The organism is Pelagibacterium sediminicola (genome assembly GCF_003390885.1).
GTDB classification, from domain to species: Bacteria; Pseudomonadota; Alphaproteobacteria; order Rhizobiales; family Devosiaceae; genus Pelagibacterium; species Pelagibacterium sediminicola.
Genome location: NZ_QMEL01000003.1, coordinates 209409 through 233510, shown reverse-complemented (window position 1 = coordinate 233510; position 24102 = coordinate 209409). Strand labels below are relative to the sequence as shown.

Genomic DNA, 24102 nt, shown 5'->3' with positions numbered 1-24102 from the left:
TGTGGCCGATAAAGAGGTAATCAAGATGTCAATTAGTGCTGCCGACGTAAAAACGCTCCGCGATATGACGGGCGTAGGCATGATGGACTGTAAGAAGGCGCTTACCGAAACCAATGGCGACATCGAGGCCGCCGTTGACTGGCTGCGCTCGCGCGGTCTTGCCAAGGCCGCCAAGAAGGCCGACCGCGTGGCCGCCGAAGGCCTTGTCGGCATCGCAGCCGAAGGTAACCGCGCCGCCATCGTCGAGATCAACTCGGAAACCGACTTCGTGGCCCGCAACGAGCAGTTCCAGTCGATCGTCGCCAACACTGCAAAGCTCGCGCTCGGCACCAATGGCGATGTCGAAGCGCTCGGCGCCGCCGCCTATCCCGGTTCCGGCCGCACGGTCTCCGAGGAACTGACCGAAGCCATCGCCAAGATCGGCGAGAACATGACCCTGCGCCGCACCGCGATCCTCGAGGTCGCCAACGGCGTCGTGGGCACCTATGTGCACTCTTCGGTCGCCGAGGGCCTTGGCCGCATCGGTATCCTGGTGGGACTGGAATCGACCGGAAACAAGGACGTGCTGACGGCGCTCGGCAAGCAGATCGCCATGCACATCGCCGCCACCAATCCGCTTTCTCTCTCGGCTGAAGATCTCGATCCGGCCGCCGTCGAGCGTGAGCGTGCGGTGTTCTCCGAACAGGCCAAGGCCTCGGGCAAGCCCGACAACATCATCGAAAAGATGGTCGAAGGCCGCATCCGCAAGTATTACGAGGAAGTGACCCTTCTGGCCCAGGTCTTCGTCATCGATGGCGAGAACACCGTGGCCCAGGCCGTTGCCAACGCTGAAAAGGACGCTGGCGCGCCGATCAAGGTCACCGGTTTCGTGCGCTATGCGCTTGGTGAGGGCATCGAGAAGAACGAGGCGGACTTTGCCGCCGAGGTTGCCGCCGCAGCCGGCTCCCAGTAACGTAAACCCGATTTTCCTCGGATTCGTTCTTGGCCGTTCTTGCGGGGCAGTCCATGTCCAAACCTGACTACACTCGCGTGCTTTTAAAGGTCTCCGGCGAAGCCCTCGCCGGAGACCAGTCATATGGAATCGAGCCCCGGTTCCTCGATGACGTCGCCCGGCAGATCGTCGATGTGGCCCGCATGGGCGTCCAGGTGGCCATTGTCATCGGGGGCGGCAACATCTTCCGGGGCATGGCGGTCGCGGCCAAAGGAGGCGACAGGGTCATCGGCGACCATATGGGGATGCTGGGCACCGTCATCAATTCGCTGGCGCTTGGTGATGCCATCCGCAGGGCAGGGGGTAGGTCCCACGTTTTTTCGTCGGTCACCATGCCCTCGATCGCCGATACCTTCACCCAGCGTGGCGCGATCGCCGCGCTCGAGGGCGGGGCCGTCGTCATCTGCGCGGGTGGCACCGGCAATCCGTTCTTTACCACCGATACCGCCGCGGCCCTCAAGGCGATCGAATTGCGGTGCGACGTGCTGCTCAAGGGCACCAAGGTCGACGGCGTCTATTCGGCCGACCCGGCCAAGGATCCCTCCGCCGAGCGGTTCGAGACGATTTCCCACGAGGAGGTCATCGCCCGCGATCTGCGCGTGATGGATACCGCCGCATTTGCATTGGCGCGCGACAACAGTCTGCCGATCGTCGTCTATGCGCTCTCTGCACGGGAAGGGCTGGCCGGCGTGCTCGACGGAAGCGCGCCGAGCACGCGCGTCGGGTAACCGCTCTTGCGGCAACGTGATTTGCCGCCACCGGCGTTTTTCCTGCTATTGGGTTGATTCCGGCATATAGATTAATGCAATGGTCCATTGCAGCACCCCGGTGAGGGCTGCTGGCAGAATAAGGGAGAAACACATGTCCGAAGCGTTCTCACTCGAAAGTCTGCGCTCGCGCATGAAGAAGTCCATTGAATCGATGAAATCGGACCTCTCAGGCTTGAGGACCGGCCGCGCCAGCGCCAGCCTGCTCGATCCCATCATGGTCGATGCCTATGGCTCGCCGACCCCGCTCAATCAGGTCGCGACCGTTTCGGTCCCCGAGTCGCGCATGCTTTCCGTCCAGGTCTGGGACCGTTCCATGGCTGCCGCGGTCGAAAAGGCCATCCGCGATTCCCATCTCGGGCTCAACCCGATGTCGGAAGGCGCCGTCATCCGCGTACCGCTCCCCGAACTCAACGAGGAGCGCCGCCGCGAATTGTCCAAAGTTGCCCATCAATATGCCGAGCAGGCCCGCGTTGCGGTGCGCCATGTGCGCCGGGACGGCATCGAATTGCTGCGCAAGCTCGAAAAGGATGGCGAAATGAGCCAGGACGAGTCGCGCGGCAATTCCGACAAGGTTCAGAAGGCAACCGACGAGGCAATCGCGGAAATCGATGCGCTGGTAGCCCACAAGGAACAGGAAATCATGCAGGTCTGACCAGCCTGCCAAGGGGACGCCATGTCAGTCAACCCGGCAATCGTTTCGGCCGCGAACGAGAAGTCCAGCCTCAAGATTCCCGGTCACATCGGGATCATCATGGATGGCAATGGCCGTTGGGCGAAGGCCAGGGGGCTGGGGCGGGCCGAGGGGCATAGAGCCGGCGTCGAGGCCGTGCGGCGGACGGTCGAATTGTGCATAAGCTATGGCGTTGAGTGCCTGACGCTTTTTGCCTTTTCGTCCGAGAACTGGCGCCGCCCGCCCGACGAGGTCAATTTCCTTTTCGGCCTTTTGCGGCGTTTCGTTGCGTCCGATCTGGCGCGGCTGATGCGCCAGAACGTCCAGGTGCGCATCATCGGCGACCGCGCGAGCCTCGATCCGGGCCTGCGCGCCGTCATCGAGGATGTTGAGGCCAAGACTGCAGGAAATACCGGGCTCAACCTCATCATCGCCTTCAATTACGGCGCCAAATCCGAGATCGTCGCAGCCGTAAAAGCGATCGCGGCCAAGGCGGCAGCGGGAGAAATCGACCCCGCCGCCATCGACCAGAACACCCTTGCCACCCACCTTTCCACCGTCGGGCTTCCCGATCCCGACCTGATTGTGCGCACCAGTGGCGAAATGCGCCTCTCTAACTTCTTGCTTTGGCAGTCAGCTTATGCCGAACTGGTCTTTGTGGAGGAGAACTGGCCCGATTTTGACGAATCGGTGTTCGTCCGGGCGCTCAGGGCCTTCACCGAGCGGGATCGAAGGTTTGGCGGTATAGGGACGTGAGCGGCACGCAAGGCAGATCACAAAACAAGCGGTCGCTCTGGCCGTTCGGTCCGGATCTTCTCCCGCGCCTGCTTTCGGCCATCGTGCTCATTCCATTGACCGTCATAGCCCTGGTTGCGGGCTGGATACCCTTTGCGCTGCTCATCGGCCTTGTCATGGCCGGGGCCTATCGCGAATGGGAAAAGATGATCACCGGGCGGGAATCGGGGTGGCCGGGTACTCTTTTCATGGGGCTTTTCGCCATCGTGGCGCTGGCCCATCCGATGAATGGGGCATGGGCCAGCGCGGTCGTGGTCATCGTCGCGGTTTTCATCGCCATATTCGTCAAGGCACCCAACCGGCACTGGCGCATCGCCGGGGTCGTCTTTTTCAGCACCGTTGCCATAGCGTTCATGGCCATTCGCGGCAGTTCAGCCGCCGGTATCTGGTCGGGCGTGTTCCTTGCAACCGTCGTCTGGCTGACCGATACGGGAGCCTATTTTGTGGGCCGGCTGGTAGGCGGCACCAAATTGTCCCCCGATGTCTCGCCCTCGAAGACATGGTCGGGGGCGGCGGGCGGGCTGACGCTGGGCACGCTCGGGGGCATGCTCGTCTGGTGGCTGGCCGATTTGAGCCTCCATACGCAATCGCCTGCCGCCATAGGGCTGCTCATAAGCGTTGTCGTCTCGATTTCCGGTCAATTGGGCGATCTGGGTGAAAGCGCCGTCAAGCGCCGCTTTGCCATCAAGGACAGCGGCAATATCATTCCCGGCCATGGCGGGCTGATGGACCGCATCGACAGCCTGGCGGTCGCCGCGATCGTCTTGTGGCTCATCGGGTTGGCCAATCGTGGCCTCGGCGCGGTCCCCCAGGGCATTTTGTTCTGGTAGCAGCCGCCGTCCGGCCCAATTGCACCATATTGCCGTCGCAATGACGATTGTGCGGCATCTATTGAGAACAGGACAATGATGGGGTCCCTTCCATTCTATCTCAACTACATCGTCCCCTTTCTGGCGGTGCTGACCGTCATCGTCTTCGTCCACGAAATGGGGCACTATCTCGTTGCGCGCTGGAACGGCGTCGCGGTCGATGCCTTTTCGATCGGGTTCGGCCCCGAACTCTTCGGCTGGACCGACCGGCGCGGCACCCGCTGGCGGATTTCCGCCGTGCCCCTCGGGGGCTATGTCAAGTTCACCGGCGACATGAACGCAGCGAGCGTTCCCGACCCCGATCTTGCCGAAAAATATGACGCCCAAACCGCCCCGACGCTGTTTGCCAACAAAAATGTCTGGCAGCGCATGGCGGTCGTCGTGGCCGGTCCCGCCGCCAACGTCATCTTCACCTTCCTCATCCTCTACGCCGTGCTGCTGGGCTACGGACGGATGACGCTCGATCCGGTCATCTCCGGGGTGATGTCCGATTCCCCGGCTGCGGCTGCCGGATTCGAGGCGGGCGACAGGGTGCTTTCCGTCGACGGGTTCAAGGTGCGCGGTTTTGAGGATTTCCAGCGGCTCGTCGCAACCGCGCCAGACCGGCAGGTCAGCGTCGTCGTCGAGAGGAGCGGCGAGCAGGTCGACATCAACGTCGTGCCCGACAGTGAAACGAGCGTCACGCGCTTCGGGCGCGAGCTCAAGATCGGGCGCATCGGCGTCTCCCGCGATGTGGGGGAGGGCGATATCATCCTCTATCACCCCGATCCACTCGAGGCGGTCTCGATGACATTTGAGGAAATCGCCTTCATCGTCGACCGCACAGTCGCTTTCATCGCCGACATCTTCGTGGGGCGTGGCGATCTCGACCAGATCGCCGGGCCGGTCGGCATGGCGCAGGTTTCGGGTGAGGTGGCGACGCTGGGCCTGTTAGCATTGGTTAACCTAACCGCACTTTTATCGCTAAATATCGGCCTGATTAACCTGTTGCCAGTGCCGATGTTGGATGGTGGTCATCTGATGTACTACATCTACGAAGCCATCCGCGGCCGCCCCCTGAGCCAGCGTATTCAGGAGATCGGTTTCCGCATCGGCTTTGCGCTGGTGTGTACGCTGATGGTCTTCACGCTGGTCAACGATCTCGTCTAGCGGCAGGGACCTCAAGGGGTTGGCGGTGTTGCATGATTACATGCCCATCGATCTTTTCCGCTTCGGAACAGGGCGTTGACCTTGCTCTGACGGCAAAAAAAGGTAAAACAACTCCTCGGAGTATCGGGGGAATCCGTGCCTGTGTGCGATTCCCGGGGACAGACCCACAAGGCAAAGCAAGAATAAACATGATCAGATCAGCCCAGCTTTTCCGCAGCATCCTTGTCGCACTGGCGCTGGTTGCTGTCGCGCCGCTCGCAATTCCCGGGGTGCCGGTGGCGGGAATCGCCCAGGCGCAAACGGTCACTACCGTTGCCGAGAACACCGCTGTCGGCTCGGTTGCTTTCCAGGGGAATCGTCGCTTCACGACCGCCCAGCTCAATACCATGGTCGATCTCGCGACGCGCCGCGCTTATACGCAGGCCGGCATCGCCGGAGATGTCGAGACCATCCGCGCGGCCTACGATCAGGCTGGATATTTCAACGTGTCGGTCACCACGCGCACCGAGACGATGAGCGATGGCCGCCTGCGCGTCGTGTTCGTCATCAATGAAGGCGATCGTGCCGGCGTCGCCGCGATCAACTTCACGGGCAATAATTCGGTCGGCGCCAGCGCGCTCAAGAACGCCATTGTGACCAAGGAATCGCATTTCCTGAGCTGGCTGACCCGAGACGACCTTTATGACGAGGACCGCCTGGCGGTCGATCGCGAGCTGATCCGCCTCTATTACGCCGATCGCGGCTTTCCCGATGCCCGCGTGCTTTCGGCGGTTGCCGAGTTCGATGCGGCCCGCAACGCCTACTTCATCAATTTCACCATTGAGGAAGGCGAGCGCTATGATTTTGGCAATATCGCGATCGAGACCTCCATTTCCGGCCTCAATGCCGACGCGCTGCGCGGCGCGATCCGCACCGGTCAGGGCGGGCGTTATTCTCTGAGCGATCTCAACCGTTCCTCGGAAGACCTGGCTGTGCGCGCTACCGAGCAGGGGTTCGCCTTTGCCGAAGTGCGCGCCCGGATGGATCGCGACATCACAAACCGCACCTTCAATGTCACCTATCTGGTCGATGAGGGTGCGCGGGTCTATGTCGAGCGGATCAATATCGTGGGCAACACCCGCACGCGCGATTTCGTCATCCGCCGCGAGTTCGATTTTGCCGAAGGCGATCCCTTCAACCGCACCATGGTCACCCGTGGCCGGGCGGCGGTTGAAGCGCTGGGCTTTTTTGAATCGGTTCAGGTGACAGCGGCGCCCGGCAGCGCGCCGGACAAGATCGTCATCAACGTCGCGGTCGTCGAGCAGAGCACAGGCGACTACGGCATCGGTGGCGGTTATTCGTCTCAGGATGGAATTTTCGGTGAAATTTCACTCACCGAGCGCAATTTCCTTGGCCGCGGCCAATATCTCCGCCTTGCGCTGGGACGTTCCGAGACCGGCCAGACCTTCGACTTCTCGTTCACCGAACCCCGCTTCATGGGGCTCAAGGTGTCCGCCGGCGTCGATGTCTATCGCCGGGTTGTCGATGAAGGCTCGAACTTCACTTATGGCATCGAGACCACCGGCGGACGCCTGCGCTTCGGCCTGCCCGTCATGCGCGATCTCGAGTTCCAGACCCATGTCGGTTTCGAGCAGAAGACCTTCACGGATGCAAAAGCACCACCTGCGCCGGCGTATATTCCGGGCGGGTCATCACTGGACAAACTCACGGTCGGTTATTCGCTCACCTACAGCACGCTTGATAATCCGCGCAGCCCGCGCGAGGGTGTGCACCTCATGTTCTCGCAAGAATATGCCGGGTTGAGCCATGACTTCATCAAGAGTGAAGCCCGCGCCCGCGCCTACTATCCCATCTGGGAAGAAATGGACGTGGTCGGTAGCGTCCGCGGCGTTGCCGGAGCGCTCACCGATCTCGGTACCTCGGGCATTCATCCCACCGAAGCCTTCCTTCTCGGGCCCAACCTCGTGCGCGGCTTCTCTTATGGCGGCATGGGTGCCCGTGCCGGGACCAACCCGCTCGGCGTCCTGAGCTATGCGGGCCTTTCGGCCGAGGTCGATTTCCCGCTGCCGTTGCTCCCCGAATCCTGGGGTATTCGCGGCGCAGTCTGGGGCGACGTTGGTTGGATCGACGGCTTGCCCGCTCATATGGGTGAGGCGACCACGGGCCTGACCAATCCCCTCAAATCCTCTGTCGGTGCATCGCTGATCTGGGATTCGCCGATGGGCCCGCTGCGTGGCGACTTCGCCCACGTGATCGACAAGGACGCCCATGACAAGACTCAGGTCTTCCAGTTGACGCTGTCGACCCTGTTCTAGGCGCCTGAGGCAATAGACATTACTGAAACCGCGGTGCAGGATGCTCCGCGGTTTCTTTTTCACCCGGGTTTCATGATCGATACGCGCTTTCATCACTGCATAGGGCCGCTGGCGCTGTCGCAACTATGCGAGCGCGCCGGGTTGACCGCGCCGGATACCGACCGCCGGATCATCGGCGCAAGCGAACTCGAGGATGCGGGGGAAGGCAGTATTTCCTTTGCCGCGAGCGAAGCCTACCGCAAACGCCTGTCGATGACCCGCGCCGCTGCGGTGATCGTTTCCCCGCAACTCGCCGAGGCGGTTCCGGCAAGTACGATTCCGCTTGTCGCCGACGACCCCTACGCTGCCTTCATCGATATCCTAAACGTCCTTTATCCGAACGATACATTCAACGTCGCCGCCAATAGTGCGCGCTCCGGAGGTCCCGCACCGAGAATCGAAGAGGGCGCGCTGATCGGGACCGGAGCGGTGCTCGGCGCCGGGTGCGAAATCGGATCGGGCACCGTCATCGGCGCCAATGCCGTCATTGGCGCCGGCGTCACGGTCGGGCGCGATTGCGTCATCGGCGCCGGCGCCGTCGTCGAATGCGTGCATCTGGGTAATGGAGTGGTGCTCCAGCCCGGCGTCACCATCGGCGCGGAGGGTTTCGGTTTCCAGATGGGCCGCGAGGGCCACAAGAAAATCCCCCAGTTGGGACGCGTGATCATACAGGATCGCGTGGAGATTGGCGCCAACAGCACGGTCGATCGCGGCACGCTGGGCGACACGACGATCGGGGAAGGCTCCAAGATCGACAATCTCGTCCAGGTGGGTCATAACTGCCGAATTGGCCGCAACTGCGTGATTTCCGGCATGAGCGGCTTGGCCGGTTCGACCGTGCTCGAGGATGGTGTGGTCATGGGGGCCAATTCGGGAGCGCGGGGGCACCTGACAATCGGCGCCGGTTCGGTTGTGCTGGCGCGCGCCGGTGTGACGCACGATATCCCGCCCGGTGCGACGGTTGGCGGCGCGCCGGCCCAGGATGTCAGAGTGTGGAAGCGTGAAATCGCCGCGATCCGGCGGCTGGCAAAAGGGGACAAGACGTGAGTGTGTTGAGCGAAGATGGCGGCACCGGACTGGCGCAACTTTCCACGATGGAAATCGATGCGATCCTTGCAGCGCTCCCGCATCGCTATCCGTTCCTGATGATTGACCGGATCATCGATATTGACGGCGATAATTCCGCCGTTGGCATAAAGAACGTCACCTATAACGAGCCGCAGTTCCAGGGGCACTTCCCCGGCGAGCCGATCTTCCCCGGCGTTCTCATCATCGAGGGCATGGCCCAGACGGCTGGCGCGATCGTCATCAATCTCGAGAACCAGTCGGGCGGCAAGCACATCGTCTACCTGCTCACCATCGACAATGTGAAGTTCCGCAAGCCCGCACGGCCCGGCGACAAGCTCGAATATCACATCCGGAAAATCCATCGCCGCAAGACGGTCGGGCGTTACGAGGCCAAGGCCATCGTCGATGGCGTGGTTTACGCCGAGGCGGAGATTGGCGCCATGATCGTCAAGGAGAATGCGTGACCACCATCCATCCGACTGCCGTCGTCAGCGATGCCGCCACGATCGGTGAAAACGTAACCATCGGTCCTTATTGCGTCGTGGGCGAGAACGTCGTGCTTGGCGATGGCGTTGTGCTGCTTTCCCATGTCTCCATCGATGGCCGGACGACCGTCGGCGCACGCACCAGACTCTATCCGTTTTCCTCCATCGGCCAGCAGCCCCAGGACCTCAAATATGAGGGCGAGGACAGCACCATCTCCATCGGCGAGGATTGCGTGCTGCGCGAGTATGTGACCATCAACCCCGGCACGACCGGCGGGGGCCTCGAAACCCGCGTGGGCAATAGCTGCCTGCTCATGGTCGGCGTCCATATCGCCCATGATTGCCTGGTGGGCGACCATGTGGTGATGGCCAATCAGGCCAGCCTTGCCGGCCATTGCATCGTTGACGATTATGTGCGCTTCGGTGGCATGTGCGGGGTGCACCAGTTCGTTCGCATCGGCGCGCATGCCTTTGTCGGCGCCATGAGCTTCGTGGAAAACGACGTCATCCCCTATGGCTCGGTGCTCGGCAACCGTGCCTATCTCGGCGGGCTCAACCTCGTCGGTCTCAAGCGGCGTAAATTCGACCGGGAATCAATCCACAATCTGCGCGCCGCCTACCGCATGATCTTTTCCAACGAAGGCACGCTGCGCGAGCGGATCGAGGACGCTGCCGAGATGTTCAAGGGCGAAAAGCTCGTCGAGGACATCATAACCTTCATCCGCAAGCCCTCCGAACGCGCGCTCTGCATGCCCCGCAACGGGGTCGGCTCCGAGGAATGACCTCCGAAAAGCGTCTCGCCCTTGTCGCCGGTTCAGGGGCCTTGCCGCCCCGCGCCATCGCGGCGGCCCGCGAGGCAGGATGGCAGGTCCGCGTTCTTTCGGTCATCCCGCGCGACGATCTGGCCGAGGAAAAGCCGTTTCAGATCAAGGTGTCGCGCCCCGATCAGGTCTTGAAGGAAATCCGCGCCTTCAAGGCAACCCATGTCTGCGCCGTCGGGGCCATGCATCTGGGCGACAGGGACAGGGAGACGCTGGCGGCCTTCGCAGGCGATACCGAGCGCGAGAACAAGGGCGACGGCAAGCTCTCCCAACTGGGCGGGCAGCTTCTCAAGATGCTCGGCATCCCCTTCATCGGCGTGCACGAAATCGTCTCCGATCTCCTGGCCCCCGAAGGGGTACTGGGCGCGGTCCAGCCCGATGAATTTCTCGAAACGACGATGCGTCACGCCTTTGCCGCCGTCCGGCGCGCCGGTGAGCTCGATCTGGGGCAGGCCCTCGTGGTTTCCGGCGCGCGCATCGTTGCGACCGAAGACATCGCGGGCACCGACGCGCTCATCGCGCGGATCGAGGCGTTCCGGAAAAATGGGCTGATCGGTGAGGGCGCCGCGCGGCTGGTGCTCGCCAAATCCTCCAAGCCCGGCCAGCCCGTCCATATCGATCTGCCGGCCATCGGCCCCGATACGATAACCAACGCAACCGCCGCCGGTATCGCCGGCATCGTCGTGGAGGCTGGCCACACGCTGTTGATCGAGCGTGAGGACCTGATCTCCGCCGCCAACCGCGCGGGCATCGCGATCATGGGCATCCGGGTGGACAATGGCTAGGGCCTTTATCCTGGCCGGGGAAGCATCGGGCGACCGCATAGGCGGCGCGTTGATGCAGCGGCTGGAAAAAGAAGCCGGTTTCATCTTCACCGGGGTCGGAGGGGAGGCCATGGCGGGGCAGGGGCTCTCCTCGCTTTTCCCTATCGATGATCTCGCGGTGATGGGTTATGCCGATGTCATCGCGCGCCTGCCTTTGCTGCTCTGGCGCGCCCGGCAGGTCGTCCGGCACATCCTTGATGAAAACCCCGCCATCGTCATCCTCATCGATGCGCAGGTCTTCTCGCAGGTGATCGCCACGCGCCTCAGGAAAAAAGGCTATCGCGGCCGCATCGTCCTTTATGTAGCGCCTGCCGTGTGGGCCTGGAACCCCCAGCGGGCAAAAAAAATCGCGCCGCTTTACGACGAGGTGTTCTGTGTTCTTCCGTTCGAGCCGCAGGCCATGACGCGGCTGGGCGGCCCGCCGACCGTCTATGTCGGCCACCCCGCGCTGGAGCGCTTCGCATTCCGCGAGCATCAGCCGGCGCGCGGACCGTTGCTGCTTTTTCCGGGAAGCCGGCCGGGTGAATTACGCCGCCATCTTCCCTTGATGGCCAGCGTCGCGGCCCGGCTCGACGGGCATCCCGCCATTTCCCGTTTCGTGATCCCCACGCTCTCGTCGCTGCATGCGCGCCTCGTCCGCGAGACGGCGGACTGGCCGGTCCGTGTCGAGGTGGTGAGCGGAGAGAGCAACCGCATTGCAGCCCTCGGGGAAGCGGTTGCCGGGTTTGCGGTCAGCGGCACGGTAACGCTTGAGCTGGCCCTTGCCGGCGTGCCGCACGTCCTCACCTACATTGCCGAACCCGCCCAGGTGCGCATCTTTGAAAAAGCCGCTACACGCCACATCGGCCTCCCCAATATCATCGCCGGGCGCGAGATCGTTCCTGAAGTGCTGTTCGCAAAACATGCCGATCCCGCGAAGACCGAAGCGGCCCTCAGGCAATTGCTCGACGATCCGGCAACCCGTCACTCCCAGGTTGCGGCTTTTGCCGATATCAGGGCGCTGATGCAAAAAGGGGCGCCCGAAGCGCCCCTTCACGATCCTGCTCAAAGGATTGCCGCGCTGGTTCAGCGCGCGCCGATCTCCACATAGTCGCGGCTGGTCGCGCCGTTATAGAGCTGGCGCGGACGGCCGATCTTTTTCTGCGGATCGCCGATCATTTCCTTCCACTGGGCGATCCAGCCCACCGTGCGGCTGAGCGCGAAGATCGCCGTGAACATCGAGGTCGGGAACCCGATGGCATCGAGGATGATGCCCGAATAGAAATCGACGTTGGGATAGAGCTTGCGTTCGACGAAATAGGGGTCTTCGAGCGCGATCTTTTCGAGCGCCTGTGCCACCTGGAGCGTGGGGTTGTTCTCGACGCCCATGAGGCTGAGCACCTCGCGCGCCGATTCCTGCATCACGGCGGCGCGGGGGTCGTAATTCTTATAGACCCGGTGCCCGAAGCCCATCAGGCGGAACGGGTCGTCCTTGTTCTTGGCGCGTTCGATGAATTCGGGGATGCGATCCACCGTGCCGATCTCGCGCAGCATGTTGAGCGCGGCCTCGTTCGCCCCGCCATGTGCGGGCCCCCAAAGGCACGCAACGCCCGCAGCGATGCAGGCAAACGGATTGGCGTCCGAAGATCCCGACAGGCGCACCGTCGAGGTCGAGGCGTTCTGCTCGTGGTCGGCATGGAGCGTGAAGATGCGGTCCATCGCCTTGGCGACGACGGGATCGACCTTGTATTCCTCGGCCGGAACCGCAAAGCACATGTGCAGGAAGTTCGAGGCGTAATCGAGATCGTTGCGCGGATAGACGAAGGGCTGGCCGACCGAATATTTATAGGCCATGGCGGCCAGCGTCGGGATCTTGGCGATCATGCGGATGGAGGCGATCTCGCGCTGGACGGGATCGTTGATATCCGTGGAGTCGTGATAGAAAGCGGCCATGGCGCCGACAACGCCGGTCAGCACCGCCATCGGGTGGGCGTCGCGCCGGAAGCCGCGGAAGAAATAGTGCATCTGCTCGTGCACCATGGTGTGGCGTGTCACCCGATTGTCGAAATCGGCCAGTTCCGCCCTGGTCGGCAATTCGCCGTAAAGCAGCAGATAGCAGACTTCGAGATAGGAGCTTTTGGCGGCGAGCTGGTCGATGGGATAGCCGCGATAAAGCAGTTCGCCCGCGTCCCCGTCGATATAGGTGATGGCGCTGTCGCAGGCCGCGGTCGAGGTGAAGCCGGGATCGTAGGTGAAAAGACCGGTCTTGGCATAGAGCGAGCGAATGTCGATGACATCTGGCCCAACCGTCCCACTGAGAACCGGGAACTCGTAGGTCTGGTCGCCCAGGGTGAGTTTCGCTGTTGTCTCGCTCATGCAGTATTCTCCCGAGTTATGCATAGCCGCATGCGCAATGACGCGCGGCCCGCAATGAGCACGTTTCCCAATACTTAAAAATGCCGCACTTCGGTAGCCGATTTAGCATGGCCGCGCAACTGCGTCATCGTGCTTGACGTATAGGTAAGACGAATGGATTAGAGCATTTTTGAACCGGCGAGTGTCGCTTGTTCGATGCAAAAATGCTGTAAATCAAAGGCTTGGGCCTTATGCTTGATTCCATCCGGCGGCAGATCGTTCAGCGCTTTCCTCTGCCTGCATCGCCGATGCGGGCCAGACTTTCATCCTTGCCGATCAGTACCATGACCTCGAATATCCCCGGGCTCACCGTGCGTCCGGTCAGCGCGGCACGCAGGGGCTGGGCGATCTTTCCCAACTTTGCTCCCACGTTTTCGGCATAAGCGCGCACATCCGCATCGATCGCTTCCACTGTCCATTGGGAAAGCGCCTCGAACCGAGCCCTGAGCGCTTCGAGATGCGCCAGCGCCTCGGGGGTCAAAAGTTGGGCCGCCTTGTCCTCGATTGTGAGCGGGCGTTCGGCGTAGATGAACTGAGCGAGGTCAATCAGGTCGAGCACGGTCTTGGCCCGGGGCTGCAACTCGGGGATTGCGGCGAGCACGGTATCGTGATTGTTGAAGAGCCCCGCATAATCGGCGTTGCGCCCAAGCTCGGACGCGGTATTGACCATCACTTCATAAAGCCGCGCGGGATCGGTAGCGCGGATATAATGGCCGTTGAGGTTGTCGAGCTTGGCAAAATCGAAACGCGATGCCCCCTTGTTGAGCGCCTCGAGCGAGAACCACTCGACCATCTGGCTGGTGGAAAAAATCTCGTCGTCGCCATGCGCCCAGCCCAGCCGCGCAAGGTAATTGCGCAATGCTTCGGGCAGGTAGCCAAGCTGGCGGTAGGCTTCGACGCCCATGGCTCCGTGCCGCTTCGACAGCTTGGCGCCGTCCGGCCCGTGGATGAGCGGGATATGGGCCATCTCGGGTACGTCCCAGCCCATGGCGCGGTAAATCACGATCTGCCGAGCCGCGTTTGTCAGGTGATCATCGCCCCGGATGATGTGGGTGACGCCCATATCGTGATCGTCGACGACGACCGCGTGCATGTAGGTGGGCGTGCCGTCCGAGCGCAGGATGATGAAATCGTCGAGGTTCTCGGCCTTGAAGACGACCTCGCCCTGAACGTGATCCCTGACGACGATATCGCCAGATTGCGGGGCCTTGATGCGGATGACCGGGTCGACGCCGGCGGGGGCTTCCGAGGCGTCGCGGTCGCGCCAGCGCCCGTCATAACGCGGCGGGCGTCCCTCGGCACGGGCCTTCTCGCGCATCTGGGTCAACTCGTTCGGTGTGCAATAGCAACGATAGGCAAGGCCCTTGTCGAGCAGTTCGCGAGCAACTTCCGCGTGCCGCCCGGCGCGTGCGACCTGGGAAATCGGCTCGCCGTCCCAGCCAAGCCCCAGCCAACTCAACCCGTCAAGGATCGCCGTGACCGCAGCGTCGGTCGAGCGCTCGCGGTCGGTATCCTCGATCCTGAGCAGCATCGTGCCGCCGGTCTTTCTGGCGAAGGCCCAGTTGAACAGTGCGGTGCGGGCGCCGCCGATATGGAGATAACCGGTGGGCGAGGGGGCAAAGCGTGTGACGACAGGCCTGGACATACGATGATACCGCTTGGAGAAATTGTGGCCCCGTGTGTACCATAGCGCCCGTCAAGCGCAAGGGCAGGGCGGCATGACCGAGGGGGCGGCACCGCGGTACAGGGTCCGCGCAAGACAGGTGAGGACCCGTCTTGCCCGCTGGCTCCTGCGCGGATTTGCGCCCATTCTCTCGGGCTGGAACGTGCTGCATTCCGAAACGCTCGACTGCATCGAACAGCGGCGGACCTTTATTCTTTTGCCGTTTGCGCTCGTCGCCGGGATCATCGTGTACCGCATTGTCGGGTTCGAGCCAGCCAGCCAGTATGTTGCCGTTGGCGCCTTGCTGGCCGTGCTGCTGGCCGTGGCAATGCGTTCACGCGCATGGGCGCTCCCGCTCGTTGCAGCCGCAATCGGCTTTGCCGCGCTGCCGGTTCACAGCGCGCTGTTCGGCACAGCCATGCTCAACACGCCCAAATATGGGTACTATGAGATGCGCCTCGACAGTGTCGTTTTCGATGACGGTGAGGCACAGCGCTGGCTGGTGTCTTCCATCAGCGCCACGGATGATCGCGACGATCCCGGCGTACGCCGCGCGCGTCTGGCCGCGCCGGGTGGTGTTGCCGTTCAGCCCGGCGATGTCATAGAGAGCCGCGTCCGGTTCTATCCTGTGCCCGCGCCCGTTCTTCCCGGCGGGTACGATGCGCAGTTCACCGGCTATTTTGCCGGGATCGGCGCCTATGGCTCGATCCTGGGTGAGCCCCTTGTTATCCCCGCGAAGGAGGGTGGAGTCTATCGGCTCATCGAACATATCCGCAAAGCCATCGCCGATCGTATCCTTGCCGTGCTCAAGCCCAATATCGGCGGCATTGCGATGGCGCTGATCAATGGCGACCAGAGCCGCGTCACCGAAGAGGATTGGGCGACCATGGCGCTTGTGGGGCTTGCTCATGTGCTTTCGGTGTCCGGTCTTCATCTGACCCTTGCGGCGGGAACCATGTACGTCACCATCAGGGTGATTTTCAGCCTCGTGCCCGAGATCGGGCAGCGGCTGCCGGAAAAAAAGATCGCGGCGGCGGGCGGTATCGTCATCGCCATCGGCTACATGTTGATTTCGGGGCTGCAGATCCCGGCCATACGTTCGACGATCATGCTGGTGCTGGTCTTTGGCGCGGTGATCGCCGGGCGGCAGGCGCTGACCATGCGCAACGTTGCGCTGGCCGGTCTCGTTCTGGCCCTTATGGACCCGGCAAGTGTTTTTCGTGCCAGTTATCAGTTGTCCTTTGCCGCAGTCGTGGCGCTGATCGCGGCGTTCGAGCTTGCGCGGCACAAGCGCGAAGGCAGCAGGAAACAGCGCAACCGCGCCGTCGCGATGATCGTCGATGTGACCATGACCAGCCTCGTTGCCGGTGGTGCCACGCTGATGTTCACGGCCTTTCACTTCCAGCAAACCGCACCCTTCGGAGTTCTGGGCAACCTGCTCGCCACCCCGCTCGTGAGTTTCGTGATGATGCCCTCGGCGCTCTTTGCCATGCTGCTCGCGCCCTTCGGGCTCGAGGCACCGCTCCTCATCGTCATGGGATGGAGCATCGAGGCGATGCTGTGGATCGCGCACCTTGTCGGTGTCTTGAGCGGCGGGTTCGATCCCAGCCCGCTGCTGGCGCCCTCCGCGCTCGCCGTCTGTCTCGGCGCGCTGGCCTGGCTGGCCTTCTACCAAAGCCGGATGAGGCTTGTCGGTCCGGTACTCGCCGTGCCGTTGATATTTCTTTTCTGCACCGAACCTTCGCCCGATGTGCTGATCGCCGATTCGACCCAGGCCGTTGCCGTCCGGCATGAGGATGGACTTTCGCTGTTGGCGGGCCGCCTCAATACCTTTGCCACCAATGTCTGGTCTGAACGCTACATGGAGCCCGTGGGGCCCCGCCACGAGGATACCGGCTGCGACAGTACCGGCTGCATCCTCACATCGAGCAGGGGCTACAGCGTCACGCTGGCCCTCTCGCCCGCGGTCCTTGCTGAAGACTGCAGCCTTGCCGATCTGGTCATCGCCCGCTTTCCCGTTCCGCAGGCGTGCCGGGCGGCAACCACCGTCATCGACAGCACCGATCTGTCTTCGGGTGGCGTTCAGGCGCTCTATTGGCACCCCGAGACAGAGACCTTTACCATCCGCGCCGCCATAAACGATGCCGGCCGCCCGTGGCGCAGCGTCAAGGATCAATAACGGCGCATCAGCCCCACGAGCCGGCCTTGAACCTTTACCCGGTCGGGCCGGAAGATGCGGGTCTCATAAGCAGGATTGGCCGCTTCGAGCGCAATGGTCTCACCCTTGCGGCGCAGGCGCTTGAGGGTGGCTTCCTCGTCATCGACCAGCGCGACGATGATCTCGCCGTTTCCGGCGGTATCCTGCTTCTTGATCAGCACGGTATCACCATCGAAAATGCCTGCATCGACCATCGAGTCGCCCCGCACTTCGAGCGCAAAATGCTCGCCGCCGCCCAGCATTTCGGGGGGGACCGAAATGGTGTGCGAATGGGTCTGGATCGCCTCGATCGGCACGCCCGCCGCAATCCGCCCCATGACGGGAATCGCTACCGAGTGGCCTGCATCATTGTCCGCACCGGCGGCATGCGGAGGTATTTTGCCCAGATTGCCCTCAATGACGCTGGGCTCGAACCGCGCCCGGCGCCCGCCCAATGAGGGGTTCATCGAATCGGGAAGCTTGATCACCTCGAGCGCCCGCGCCCTGTTGGGCAGGCGGCGGATGAAGCCACGCTCCTCGAGCGCGGTAATGAGACGATGAATGCCCGATTTGGACTTGAGATCCAGCGCCTCCTTCATTTCATCGAAAGAGGGCGGAATGCCGCTTTCCTTCATCCGCTCATGGATGAACATCAACAGATCGTGTTGCTTTCGCGTGAGCATGCGCGGGTCCCCTTCCAGGCGGCAAGAATCGGAACAAAGGCTGAACTCTTATACGTGTTCTTTAAATGTTCCGCAAGCCCGTCGAAACGGGGATCAGGTATCCTCGTTCTGTCTCATGGAGCGGGGGAGCGGCACGTCGGACCTGCCTTCGGCGCGGTCCCGGTGCAGCGCGGCTCGGGCAAGAAGCATCAGGGTTGCCGGGGTGGTGATCGTCACAAAGACGATCAGAAGCAGTTCGTGCGATGCAAACCGCATCCCGGTGACCGAAAAATAGATGATCGATGCCAACGAGACGAAGATCATGCCAAAGCTCGTGCCCAGGGTCGGTGCGTGGATGCGTGCATAAAACGACTGAAAACGCACGAGCCCGATGCAGCCTAGCAAGGTGAGCAACCCGCCGGCTACCACCAGCATGGCAACTGGTACTGCCGCCCAGAGGGGAAGTTCGCTCATTCGATGACCTCCCCGCGCAAGAGGAACTTGCCCAGCGCCACCGTGCCGGCAAAGCCGAGCAGGGCGATGATGAGCGCGATCTCGAAATAAAGCGTGATATTGGTGCGCATGCCGAGCGTCACGAGCATGAGCATCGCGGTGACGTAAAAGGCATCGAGCGCCAGAACGCGATCCTGGGCCCTGGGTCCCACAATCATGCGCCACATGGTGCAGATCATGGCGATGCCGAGCAGGAGCTGGGCGACCAGCACCGACCATTCGAGCAGCGCGACACTCATGCCAATATCTCCAGAATCAGCCGCTCGTAGCGGCCTTTGATGGTGTCTATCCACTCCTGTTCGTCGATCACATCCAGAATGTGGAGCAAGAGGGTATTGGCTTGCTGATCATGTTCCACCCAGACCGTGCCGGGCGTGGAGGTGATGATCATGGACAGGAAGACGAGCCCGTTCGGATCGCGCAACTCGAGGGGAATTTCGAGAAATCGCGCGGTCCCGGGCCCCGAGCCCTGGGTGAGGATGAGCCACGCCACTGCAACGTTCGAGCGGATGATGTCGATTGTGACGACAACGAAAAGCACCGGCACGAGCCAGGGTTTCTTGAGTTTCGGCCTCGTCAGGGCCAGCGCCCCGGTCGCGGCACCTGCGCCAATGGCGATGATGGCGCCCAACACGATATTGCCGGGCGACAGCGACTGCTGAAGGATCAGCCAGATGACAAGGAGCCCGAGCGAGAGCACGGGATGGGGAAATACGCGGTTCACAGGCCTCCCCCTCGTCCCGGATAGGGTGCGGGCACCGTGTTGATGACGCTCTGGATATAGCCGACCGGATTGTGGAGTTCGGCCGCGGTCGCCTCGAAATAGGTCATGGCCGGGCCGGCAAAGACTGTCAGCGCGACGCATGAAACGATGAGCACAGTGATCGGAACGATCTCGACAAGCCCGATCCTTGGGGTCATGTCCTCTCGCGTCGCCCAGAAGATGTTGATGCCGCTGCGGAGCATCGCGATCAGCACCGCTAGCCCCGAAATGATCAGGAGCGCCACCGCCGCCCAGTCGGCGCCGGCGATCTGCGTGCCCGCACCGCCCGCCTGCACGCCGATGATGCCGCTCAGAATGGCGAATTTGGCAATGAAGCCCGAGAGCGGCGGCTGGCCCGCAATCAACAGCGCGCAGATGATGAAGTTGACCCCGAGCAGGGCCAGCGTACCGGGGATCGGAATACCCACCTCGTCTTCATCGGGCAACACGTCTTCGTCCTCGAAGCCAAAGGCTTCCATGGTGACGGCGAGCACGTCGGCACCCGCCATCCTGCCCCGCTCGATCAATTCGACCAGCATGAAGAGCGCCGAGAGCGCCAGGGTTGAGCCGACCAGATAGTAAAATGCGCCCGCTGCAACCGGCACGCCGCCGATCCCGATGGCGACCAGCATGGTTCCCGTCGAAACGAGCACCGAATAAGCCGTGAGACGCGGCAGGCCCTGTGAAGCAAGAACGCCCACCGAGCCGAAAACCAGCGTCACGAGCCCCCCGATCAGCAGCCAGTTCTGGGCAAGCCCGCCCGAAGGGCCGGTGTCGAGACCGAAGATCAGCAGCGACAGCCGCCAGACGATATAGATGCCTACTTTCGAGAGAATAGCGAATACGGCTGCGACCGGCGATGCCGCCGCCGTGTAGGCCGGCACCAGCCAGAAGGATAGGGGCCACATCCCCGCCTTGAGCAGAAACGCGGTGCCCAGCGTTGCCGCCCCGATTTCGAGCAGCATCCGGTCCGCGTCCTGAACCATGGGTACCCGCAACGCCAGTTCGGCCATATTGAGCGTTCCGGTCACTCCGTAGATCAGGCTTACACCGATGAGAAACACCGAAGAGGCGATGAGGTTCATGGCGATATACTGAAGCCCCGAACGCACCTTTGCTATGCTCGACCCGTGCAGCAACAGGCCGTAGGATGCCGCCAGCATGATCTCGAAAAAGACGAAGAGGTTGAAAAGGTCTCCCGTCAGGAATGCGCCATTGACGCCCGTGATGAGAAACAGGAACAGGCTGTGGAAATGGGGACCCGCCCCGTTCCATTTGGCAGCGGCAAAACTGATCGTGGCCGCGCCCAGCATGGAGGTGAGCGTTATCATCACGGCAGCGGCGCGGTCGGCCACGAGGACGATCCCGAAAACCGGCGACCAGTTGCCCAGGAGATAGACGCCGACCCATCCATCGCTCGCGCCGTTGGCGGTCATCACGAGCAGCGTAAGGGAAATGGCGAGCAGGGCAAGCATCGTTGCAAAGGTGACGAAGGCCTTGACCGCCCTGCGCTGGTCGCGGAACAGCAGGAGCAATGCGGCGACGATCAGTGGAACAATGACCGGGAGAATGACGAGATGGGTCAGGATTCCGTTCATTGCTCGGGCTCCCTTCCATCCACATGGTCGGTACCGGTCAACCCTCGTGAGACGATCAGGACGACGAGAAACAGTGCCGTCATGCCGAAACCGATGACGATGGCGGTCAGCACCAGTGCCTGTGGCAAGGGGTCGGTGAAGGCGGTTGGATCAATCGGCGCCGCGGGATCAACGACCGGAGGGAGCCCGGTCCCCAGCCGTCCCATCGCGAAGATGAAGAGGTTGACGGCATAGGAAAGCAGCGACAGGCCGATGATGACCTGAAAACTGCGGGGGCGCAGCAACAGCCAGACGCCCGATCCGGCCAGAACACCGATGCCGATGGCTAGGACCAGTTCCATTACGCATCTTCCTCCCCGGCTTGGACGCCGTTTTCTTCATCCTCCGCATCGGACCTGCGAACCTTGGGGCGGCGTATCGACTGGTGGGCGATGGCAACCAGCATCAGCACCGTCGCGCCGACGACGAGCACGAAGACCCCCAGATCGAAAAACAGAGCCGAAGCGGTTGGCACTTTGCCGATATAGGGGATTTCGGTGTACTGGAAATAGGACGTGAGGAACGGGTAGTCGAACGTCCATGCCGCCATTCCGGTCAACATCGCAATCAGCAGACCAAAGGAAATCCAGCGCACAGGCAGCACCCGCAAGCGCTCTTCCACCCACCGCGTACCCCCCGCCATATACTGCACGAGAAAGGCGATCGACATTGCTATCCCTGCGGCAAACCCGCCGCCGGGCAGGTCGTGTCCCCTGAAAAAGAGGTAGGCTGCGAGCACGATGATCACCGGGAACATCCAGTGCATAATGAGCCCGGCTGTCGCCGTGTAACGGCCGCCTGTCGCATCGCCGTCGAGATCATGACTGCGGCCGTAACGCTCGATGATCCGGCGTTGCTGCTCGGGCCGCTCCATGCTTTCGGGCGCGGGGCGAAAGCGGCGCAGAAGGGCAAAGACCGAAAGCGCCACGATGGCCAGCACTACGATCTCGCCGAACGTATCGAATCCGCGAAAGTCGACGAGGATCACGTTGACCACATTGGTGCCGCCACCCTCGGGATAGGCCAGTTCGAGGAATGCGGTTCCGACCGTATCGGCCACGTCCCGGGTCAATATGAAAAATGCGATGACTGCGATGGAGATGCCCGAGACCACGGCGATGAGGAAATCACGCGAGCGCCTGATCTTGACCTCGACCGGCCAATGGAAATCCTTGTAGATGTCGGGCACGCGCAACGGCATCCAGCGCAGCCCGAGCAGGATCAGGACGGTCGTCACGATCTCGACCAGAAGCTGCGTGATCGCGAGGTCCGGCGCTGAGAACCACGCAAAGGTCATCACGGTCACCAGTCCTGCGCCGCTCATCAGCACAAGCGCGACGAACCGGTGATATTTGGCCTGATGGGCCGCGCCGACCGCACAGCCCGCCCCCACGATCCAGATGATCGTAAATGGCAAGTCGAACTCGATGGAGGGGAGGGCAAAACCCTGGAGGTCGAATCGCGTCGTGACGGCGAATCCGGCGGCCAGTACCGTCAGGATCAGGAGGCTGATCTGGGGTTGCAGGCGTCGCGTGCCCAGAACGCCCTCGAGCCGGTTGGCCAGCCTCCAGGATATGGCCACCATGATCCGCTCGAAAATGCGTTGTCCCTTCAGATGCCTGACCACCGGCGGGCCGTCCATGGTCATGGCGAGCCGACGGATGGCGAAATAGACGACGATGCCGCCCACCAGCGCAATGATGCTCATGAGAAGGGGAAGGGTGAAGCCGTGCCAGACCGAAAGGGAGTAGTAGGGAGTCTGCTCGCCGAGCACGGCCAGCACCGCGGTATGGAGGAAGGGGCCGATGGTCAGCCCGGGGATGATCCCCACGATAAGGCACATGAGGACCAGGAGTTCTATTGGCACGCGCATCCAGCGTGGAGGCTCGTGCGGCTGGTGCGGGAGATCTACGGGGGCGGGGCCGAAGAACACGCCATGAATGAAGCGGATCGAATAGACGACCGAGAACAGCCCGCCCAGCGTCGCGAAATAGGGCAGGGACTGGTCGAGGAGGCTTCCGGTATGAGTCTCCACCGTTTCGGCGAAAAACATCTCCTTGGACAAGAACCCGTTGAGCAGCGGCACCCCCGCCATCGCCGCGCTTGCGACCATGGCAGCGGTCGCCGTGATGGGCATGTATTTGAACAGGCCCGATAGGCGTCTCAGGTCGCGGGTGCCCGTCTCGTGGTCGATGATCCCCGCCGCCATGAACAGCGACGCCTTGAAGGTCGCGTGGTTGACGATGTGAAAGACCGCCGCAACGGCGGCCAGCGGACTCCCGATGCCCAGCAATAGCGTGATGAGCCCCAGATGACTGATCGTGGAATAAGCCAGCAGACCCTTGAGGTCTTGCTGAAAGATCGCCGAATAGGCCCCGATCACGAACGTGATGAGCCCGGCCGAGCCGACCACCCAGAACCAGATATCGGTTCCCGACATCACCGGCCAGAGCAGGACGAGCAGGAACACGCCGAGCTTGACCATGGTTGCCGAGTGCAGATAGGCCGAAACCGGCGTCGGCGCGGCCATGGCGTTGGGCAACCAGAACTGGAACGGAAACTGCGCACTCTTGGTCAACGCGCCTAACAGGATAAGGACGAGCGCAACGTGGTAGAGCCCGTTATCGCGGATGGCGGTGCCGGCCTCGACGATCTTGTCGAGTTCATAACTTCCCGCGACATGGCCCAGCAGCAGCATGCCCGCCATGAGGGCCAGCCCGCCCGCCGCCGTGATGGTCAGGGCCATGCGCGCGCCATCGCGCGCGGCGGCATTGTGATACCAGTATCCGATCAGGAGGAACGAGAAGAGCCCTGTGATCTCCCAGAAGATCACGAGCTGGATGACGTTGCCCGACAGGATCGTTCCCAGCATGGCGCCCATGAAGGCGAGCAGGAATGAAAAGAACCGGCGCACCGGATCCTCTGGCGACATGTAATAGCGTGCATAAAGCGCCACCAGCGCCCCGATCCCGGTGACCAGCACGGTGAACAGCCAGGTAAAGCCATCCATTCGGACGATGACGTCCAGCCCGATGCTGGGAATCCACTCGAACTTGCGGGCCAGCACCTGCCCTTCAGTGATCTGCGGATAAAGAAAAAGGGCCATTACCAGCCCTACCAGCGCGACGCCCATGGTGATCCATGCGGACATATCGCGCGAAATACGTGTAAAGACCGCCAGCATCAGCGAAGCCGCGAAGGGCAGGGCGACAATCAGAACAAGCGCAAAATATTTATCCATGTACCGATTTCGGACCCGGGGCGGCCTGGGTGGACGTTCCTACACACGATTCTGCCGTAAATCGTCGTAGAGAGCGGCGGGCTTGTCAAAACCTCGGTTACCGATGAACGTCGCTTCAGGCCATCTCCGATGGCCGTCCGAAAGACGGAGCATCGCAACGGTCTTCGTGACCCGCGCGGAAGCGGCACAGAACCTCAGTGAGACTTCCATATTTGTTAAGTGGGCCGTGACCGTGC

Annotated in this window: 22 protein-coding genes; 13 read left to right on the top strand and 9 right to left on the bottom strand. The window is 62.1% G+C overall.

The features are described from left to right. Positions 1-25: 25 nt before the first annotated feature. From tsf to DQG18_RS07310, 12 genes are all read left to right on the top strand, one after another. A complete protein-coding gene (tsf, locus tag DQG18_RS07365; RefSeq protein ID WP_116653785.1) occupies positions 26-952 on the top strand; it encodes a translation elongation factor Ts in 927 nt (308 codons plus the stop codon). 53 nt (positions 953-1005) lie between these two features. Next, positions 1006-1719 (top strand): UMP kinase, encoded by a 714-nt coding sequence (pyrH, locus tag DQG18_RS07360; RefSeq protein ID WP_116653784.1) that lies wholly within the window; start codon positions 1006-1008, stop codon positions 1717-1719. Between the two features lie 133 nt (positions 1720-1852). Beyond that, entirely contained in the window at positions 1853-2413 is a 561-nt protein-coding gene (frr, locus tag DQG18_RS07355) for a ribosome recycling factor (protein WP_116653596.1), read from the top strand. 21 nt (positions 2414-2434) lie between these two features. Next, positions 2435-3187, top strand: coding sequence for an undecaprenyl pyrophosphate synthase (locus DQG18_RS07350; RefSeq protein ID WP_116653595.1), 753 nt, complete (start codon positions 2435-2437; stop codon positions 3185-3187). Next, positions 3184-4056 (top strand): phosphatidate cytidylyltransferase, encoded by an 873-nt coding sequence (locus tag DQG18_RS07345; protein WP_157970051.1) that lies wholly within the window; start codon positions 3184-3186, stop codon positions 4054-4056. The genes DQG18_RS07350 and DQG18_RS07345 overlap by 4 nt, the downstream gene beginning before the upstream one ends. A 75-nt stretch (positions 4057-4131) precedes the next feature. Beyond that, positions 4132-5244, top strand: a complete 1113-nt coding sequence (rseP, locus tag DQG18_RS07340) for an RIP metalloprotease RseP (protein WP_116653593.1) — start codon at positions 4132-4134, stop codon at positions 5242-5244. Between the two features lie 188 nt (positions 5245-5432). After that, positions 5433-7559, top strand: a complete 2127-nt coding sequence (gene bamA / locus DQG18_RS07335; protein WP_157970050.1) for an outer membrane protein assembly factor BamA — start codon at positions 5433-5435, stop codon at positions 7557-7559. Positions 7560-7631: 72 nt separating this feature from the next. Continuing rightward, on the top strand, positions 7632-8645 hold the full coding sequence (lpxD, locus tag DQG18_RS07330) for a UDP-3-O-(3-hydroxymyristoyl)glucosamine N-acyltransferase (RefSeq protein WP_116653591.1): 1014 nt from the start codon (positions 7632-7634) through the stop codon (positions 8643-8645). 5 nt (positions 8646-8650) lie between these two features. Beyond that, entirely contained in the window at positions 8651-9130 is a 480-nt protein-coding gene (gene fabZ / locus DQG18_RS07325) for a 3-hydroxyacyl-ACP dehydratase FabZ (RefSeq protein ID WP_425454220.1), read from the top strand. Then, a complete protein-coding gene (lpxA, locus tag DQG18_RS07320) occupies positions 9127-9933 on the top strand; it encodes an acyl-ACP--UDP-N-acetylglucosamine O-acyltransferase (protein ID WP_116653590.1) in 807 nt (268 codons plus the stop codon). The genes fabZ and lpxA overlap by 4 nt, the downstream gene beginning before the upstream one ends. Beyond that, complete coding sequence (locus DQG18_RS07315) at positions 9930-10757, top strand: LpxI family protein (protein WP_116653589.1); 828 nt, start codon at positions 9930-9932, stop codon at positions 10755-10757. The genes lpxA and DQG18_RS07315 overlap by 4 nt, the downstream gene beginning before the upstream one ends. After that, positions 10750-11886 carry a lipid-A-disaccharide synthase gene (locus DQG18_RS07310; protein WP_116653588.1) on the top strand — a complete coding sequence of 379 codons (1137 nt, stop codon included), beginning with the start codon at positions 10750-10752 and terminating at the stop codon, positions 11884-11886. The genes DQG18_RS07315 and DQG18_RS07310 overlap by 8 nt, the downstream gene beginning before the upstream one ends. On the opposite strand, the gene gltA is transcribed toward DQG18_RS07310, so the two are convergent. Further along, entirely contained in the window at positions 11862-13151 is a 1290-nt protein-coding gene (gltA, locus tag DQG18_RS07305) for a citrate synthase (RefSeq protein WP_116653587.1), read from the bottom strand. The genes DQG18_RS07310 and gltA overlap by 25 nt on opposite strands. A gap of 259 nt (positions 13152-13410) precedes the next feature. Further along, complete coding sequence (gltX, locus tag DQG18_RS07300; RefSeq protein ID WP_116653586.1) at positions 13411-14835, bottom strand: glutamate--tRNA ligase; 1425 nt, start codon at positions 14833-14835, stop codon at positions 13411-13413. Between the two features lie 118 nt (positions 14836-14953). Here gltX and DQG18_RS07295 point away from each other — a divergent pair, with 118 nt between their 5' ends. Further along, positions 14954-17032: a ComEC/Rec2 family competence protein gene (locus DQG18_RS07295; protein WP_198669698.1), complete on the top strand. Its 2079-nt coding sequence runs from the start codon at positions 14954-14956 to the stop codon at positions 17030-17032. Here the strand turns inward: DQG18_RS07295 and lexA are convergent. The 7 genes from lexA to DQG18_RS07260 all read right to left on the bottom strand — a co-directional run bounded on the left by lexA (position 17026) and on the right by DQG18_RS07260 (position 23866). Further along, a complete protein-coding gene (lexA, locus tag DQG18_RS07290) occupies positions 17026-17733 on the bottom strand; it encodes a transcriptional repressor LexA (RefSeq protein ID WP_116653584.1) in 708 nt (235 codons plus the stop codon). The genes DQG18_RS07295 and lexA overlap by 7 nt on opposite strands. A gap of 93 nt (positions 17734-17826) precedes the next feature. Beyond that, positions 17827-18186 (bottom strand): monovalent cation/H(+) antiporter subunit G, encoded by a 360-nt coding sequence (gene mnhG, locus DQG18_RS07285; RefSeq protein WP_116653583.1) that lies wholly within the window; start codon positions 18184-18186, stop codon positions 17827-17829. Further along, on the bottom strand, positions 18183-18464 hold the full coding sequence (locus DQG18_RS07280) for a K+/H+ antiporter subunit F (RefSeq protein WP_116653582.1): 282 nt from the start codon (positions 18462-18464) through the stop codon (positions 18183-18185). The genes mnhG and DQG18_RS07280 overlap by 4 nt, the downstream gene beginning before the upstream one ends. Then, positions 18461-18949, bottom strand: a complete 489-nt coding sequence (locus DQG18_RS07275) for a Na+/H+ antiporter subunit E (protein WP_198669713.1) — start codon at positions 18947-18949, stop codon at positions 18461-18463. The genes DQG18_RS07280 and DQG18_RS07275 overlap by 4 nt, the downstream gene beginning before the upstream one ends. Then, on the bottom strand, positions 18946-20586 hold the full coding sequence (locus tag DQG18_RS07270) for a monovalent cation/H+ antiporter subunit D (protein WP_116653580.1): 1641 nt from the start codon (positions 20584-20586) through the stop codon (positions 18946-18948). The genes DQG18_RS07275 and DQG18_RS07270 overlap by 4 nt, the downstream gene beginning before the upstream one ends. Then, the gene (locus DQG18_RS07265; protein ID WP_116653579.1) at positions 20583-20927 is read right to left on the bottom strand and encodes a Na+/H+ antiporter subunit C; all 345 of its coding nucleotides are present in this window, start codon (positions 20925-20927) and stop codon (positions 20583-20585) included. The genes DQG18_RS07270 and DQG18_RS07265 overlap by 4 nt, the downstream gene beginning before the upstream one ends. After that, entirely contained in the window at positions 20927-23866 is a 2940-nt protein-coding gene (locus DQG18_RS07260; RefSeq protein WP_116653578.1) for a monovalent cation/H+ antiporter subunit A, read from the bottom strand. The genes DQG18_RS07265 and DQG18_RS07260 overlap by 1 nt, the downstream gene beginning before the upstream one ends. Positions 23867-24102: the final 236 nt, after the last annotated feature.

What these genes read in the sequence shown, in the direction of transcription:
- tsf (WP_116653785.1), top strand. Translation starts at nt 26, where the DNA reads ATGTCAATTAGTGCTGCCGACGTAAAAACGCTCCGCGATATGACGGGC.
- pyrH (WP_116653784.1), top strand. Translation starts at nt 1,006, where the DNA reads ATGTCCAAACCTGACTACACTCGCGTGCTTTTAAAGGTCTCCGGCGAA.
- frr (WP_116653596.1), top strand. Translation starts at nt 1,853, where the DNA reads ATGTCCGAAGCGTTCTCACTCGAAAGTCTGCGCTCGCGCATGAAGAAG.
- DQG18_RS07350 (WP_116653595.1), top strand. Translation starts at nt 2,435, where the DNA reads ATGTCAGTCAACCCGGCAATCGTTTCGGCCGCGAACGAGAAGTCCAGC.
- rseP (WP_116653593.1), top strand. Translation starts at nt 4,132, where the DNA reads ATGATGGGGTCCCTTCCATTCTATCTCAACTACATCGTCCCCTTTCTG.
- bamA (WP_157970050.1), top strand. Translation starts at nt 5,433, where the DNA reads ATGATCAGATCAGCCCAGCTTTTCCGCAGCATCCTTGTCGCACTGGCG.
- lpxD (WP_116653591.1), top strand. Translation starts at nt 7,632, where the DNA reads ATGATCGATACGCGCTTTCATCACTGCATAGGGCCGCTGGCGCTGTCG.
- DQG18_RS07315 (WP_116653589.1), top strand. Translation starts at nt 9,930, where the DNA reads ATGACCTCCGAAAAGCGTCTCGCCCTTGTCGCCGGTTCAGGGGCCTTG.
- DQG18_RS07310 (WP_116653588.1), top strand. Translation starts at nt 10,750, where the DNA reads ATGGCTAGGGCCTTTATCCTGGCCGGGGAAGCATCGGGCGACCGCATA.
- gltA (WP_116653587.1), bottom strand. Translation starts at nt 13,151, where the DNA reads ATGAGCGAGACAACAGCGAAACTCACCCTGGGCGACCAGACCTACGAG.
- gltX (WP_116653586.1), bottom strand. Translation starts at nt 14,835, where the DNA reads ATGTCCAGGCCTGTCGTCACACGCTTTGCCCCCTCGCCCACCGGTTAT.
- lexA (WP_116653584.1), bottom strand. Translation starts at nt 17,733, where the DNA reads ATGCTCACGCGAAAGCAACACGATCTGTTGATGTTCATCCATGAGCGG.
- mnhG (WP_116653583.1), bottom strand. Translation starts at nt 18,186, where the DNA reads ATGAGCGAACTTCCCCTCTGGGCGGCAGTACCAGTTGCCATGCTGGTG.
- DQG18_RS07280 (WP_116653582.1), bottom strand. Translation starts at nt 18,464, where the DNA reads ATGAGTGTCGCGCTGCTCGAATGGTCGGTGCTGGTCGCCCAGCTCCTG.
- DQG18_RS07270 (WP_116653580.1), bottom strand. Translation starts at nt 20,586, where the DNA reads ATGAACGGAATCCTGACCCATCTCGTCATTCTCCCGGTCATTGTTCCA.
- DQG18_RS07265 (WP_116653579.1), bottom strand. Translation starts at nt 20,927, where the DNA reads ATGGAACTGGTCCTAGCCATCGGCATCGGTGTTCTGGCCGGATCGGGC.
- DQG18_RS07260 (WP_116653578.1), bottom strand. Translation starts at nt 23,866, where the DNA reads ATGGATAAATATTTTGCGCTTGTTCTGATTGTCGCCCTGCCCTTCGCG.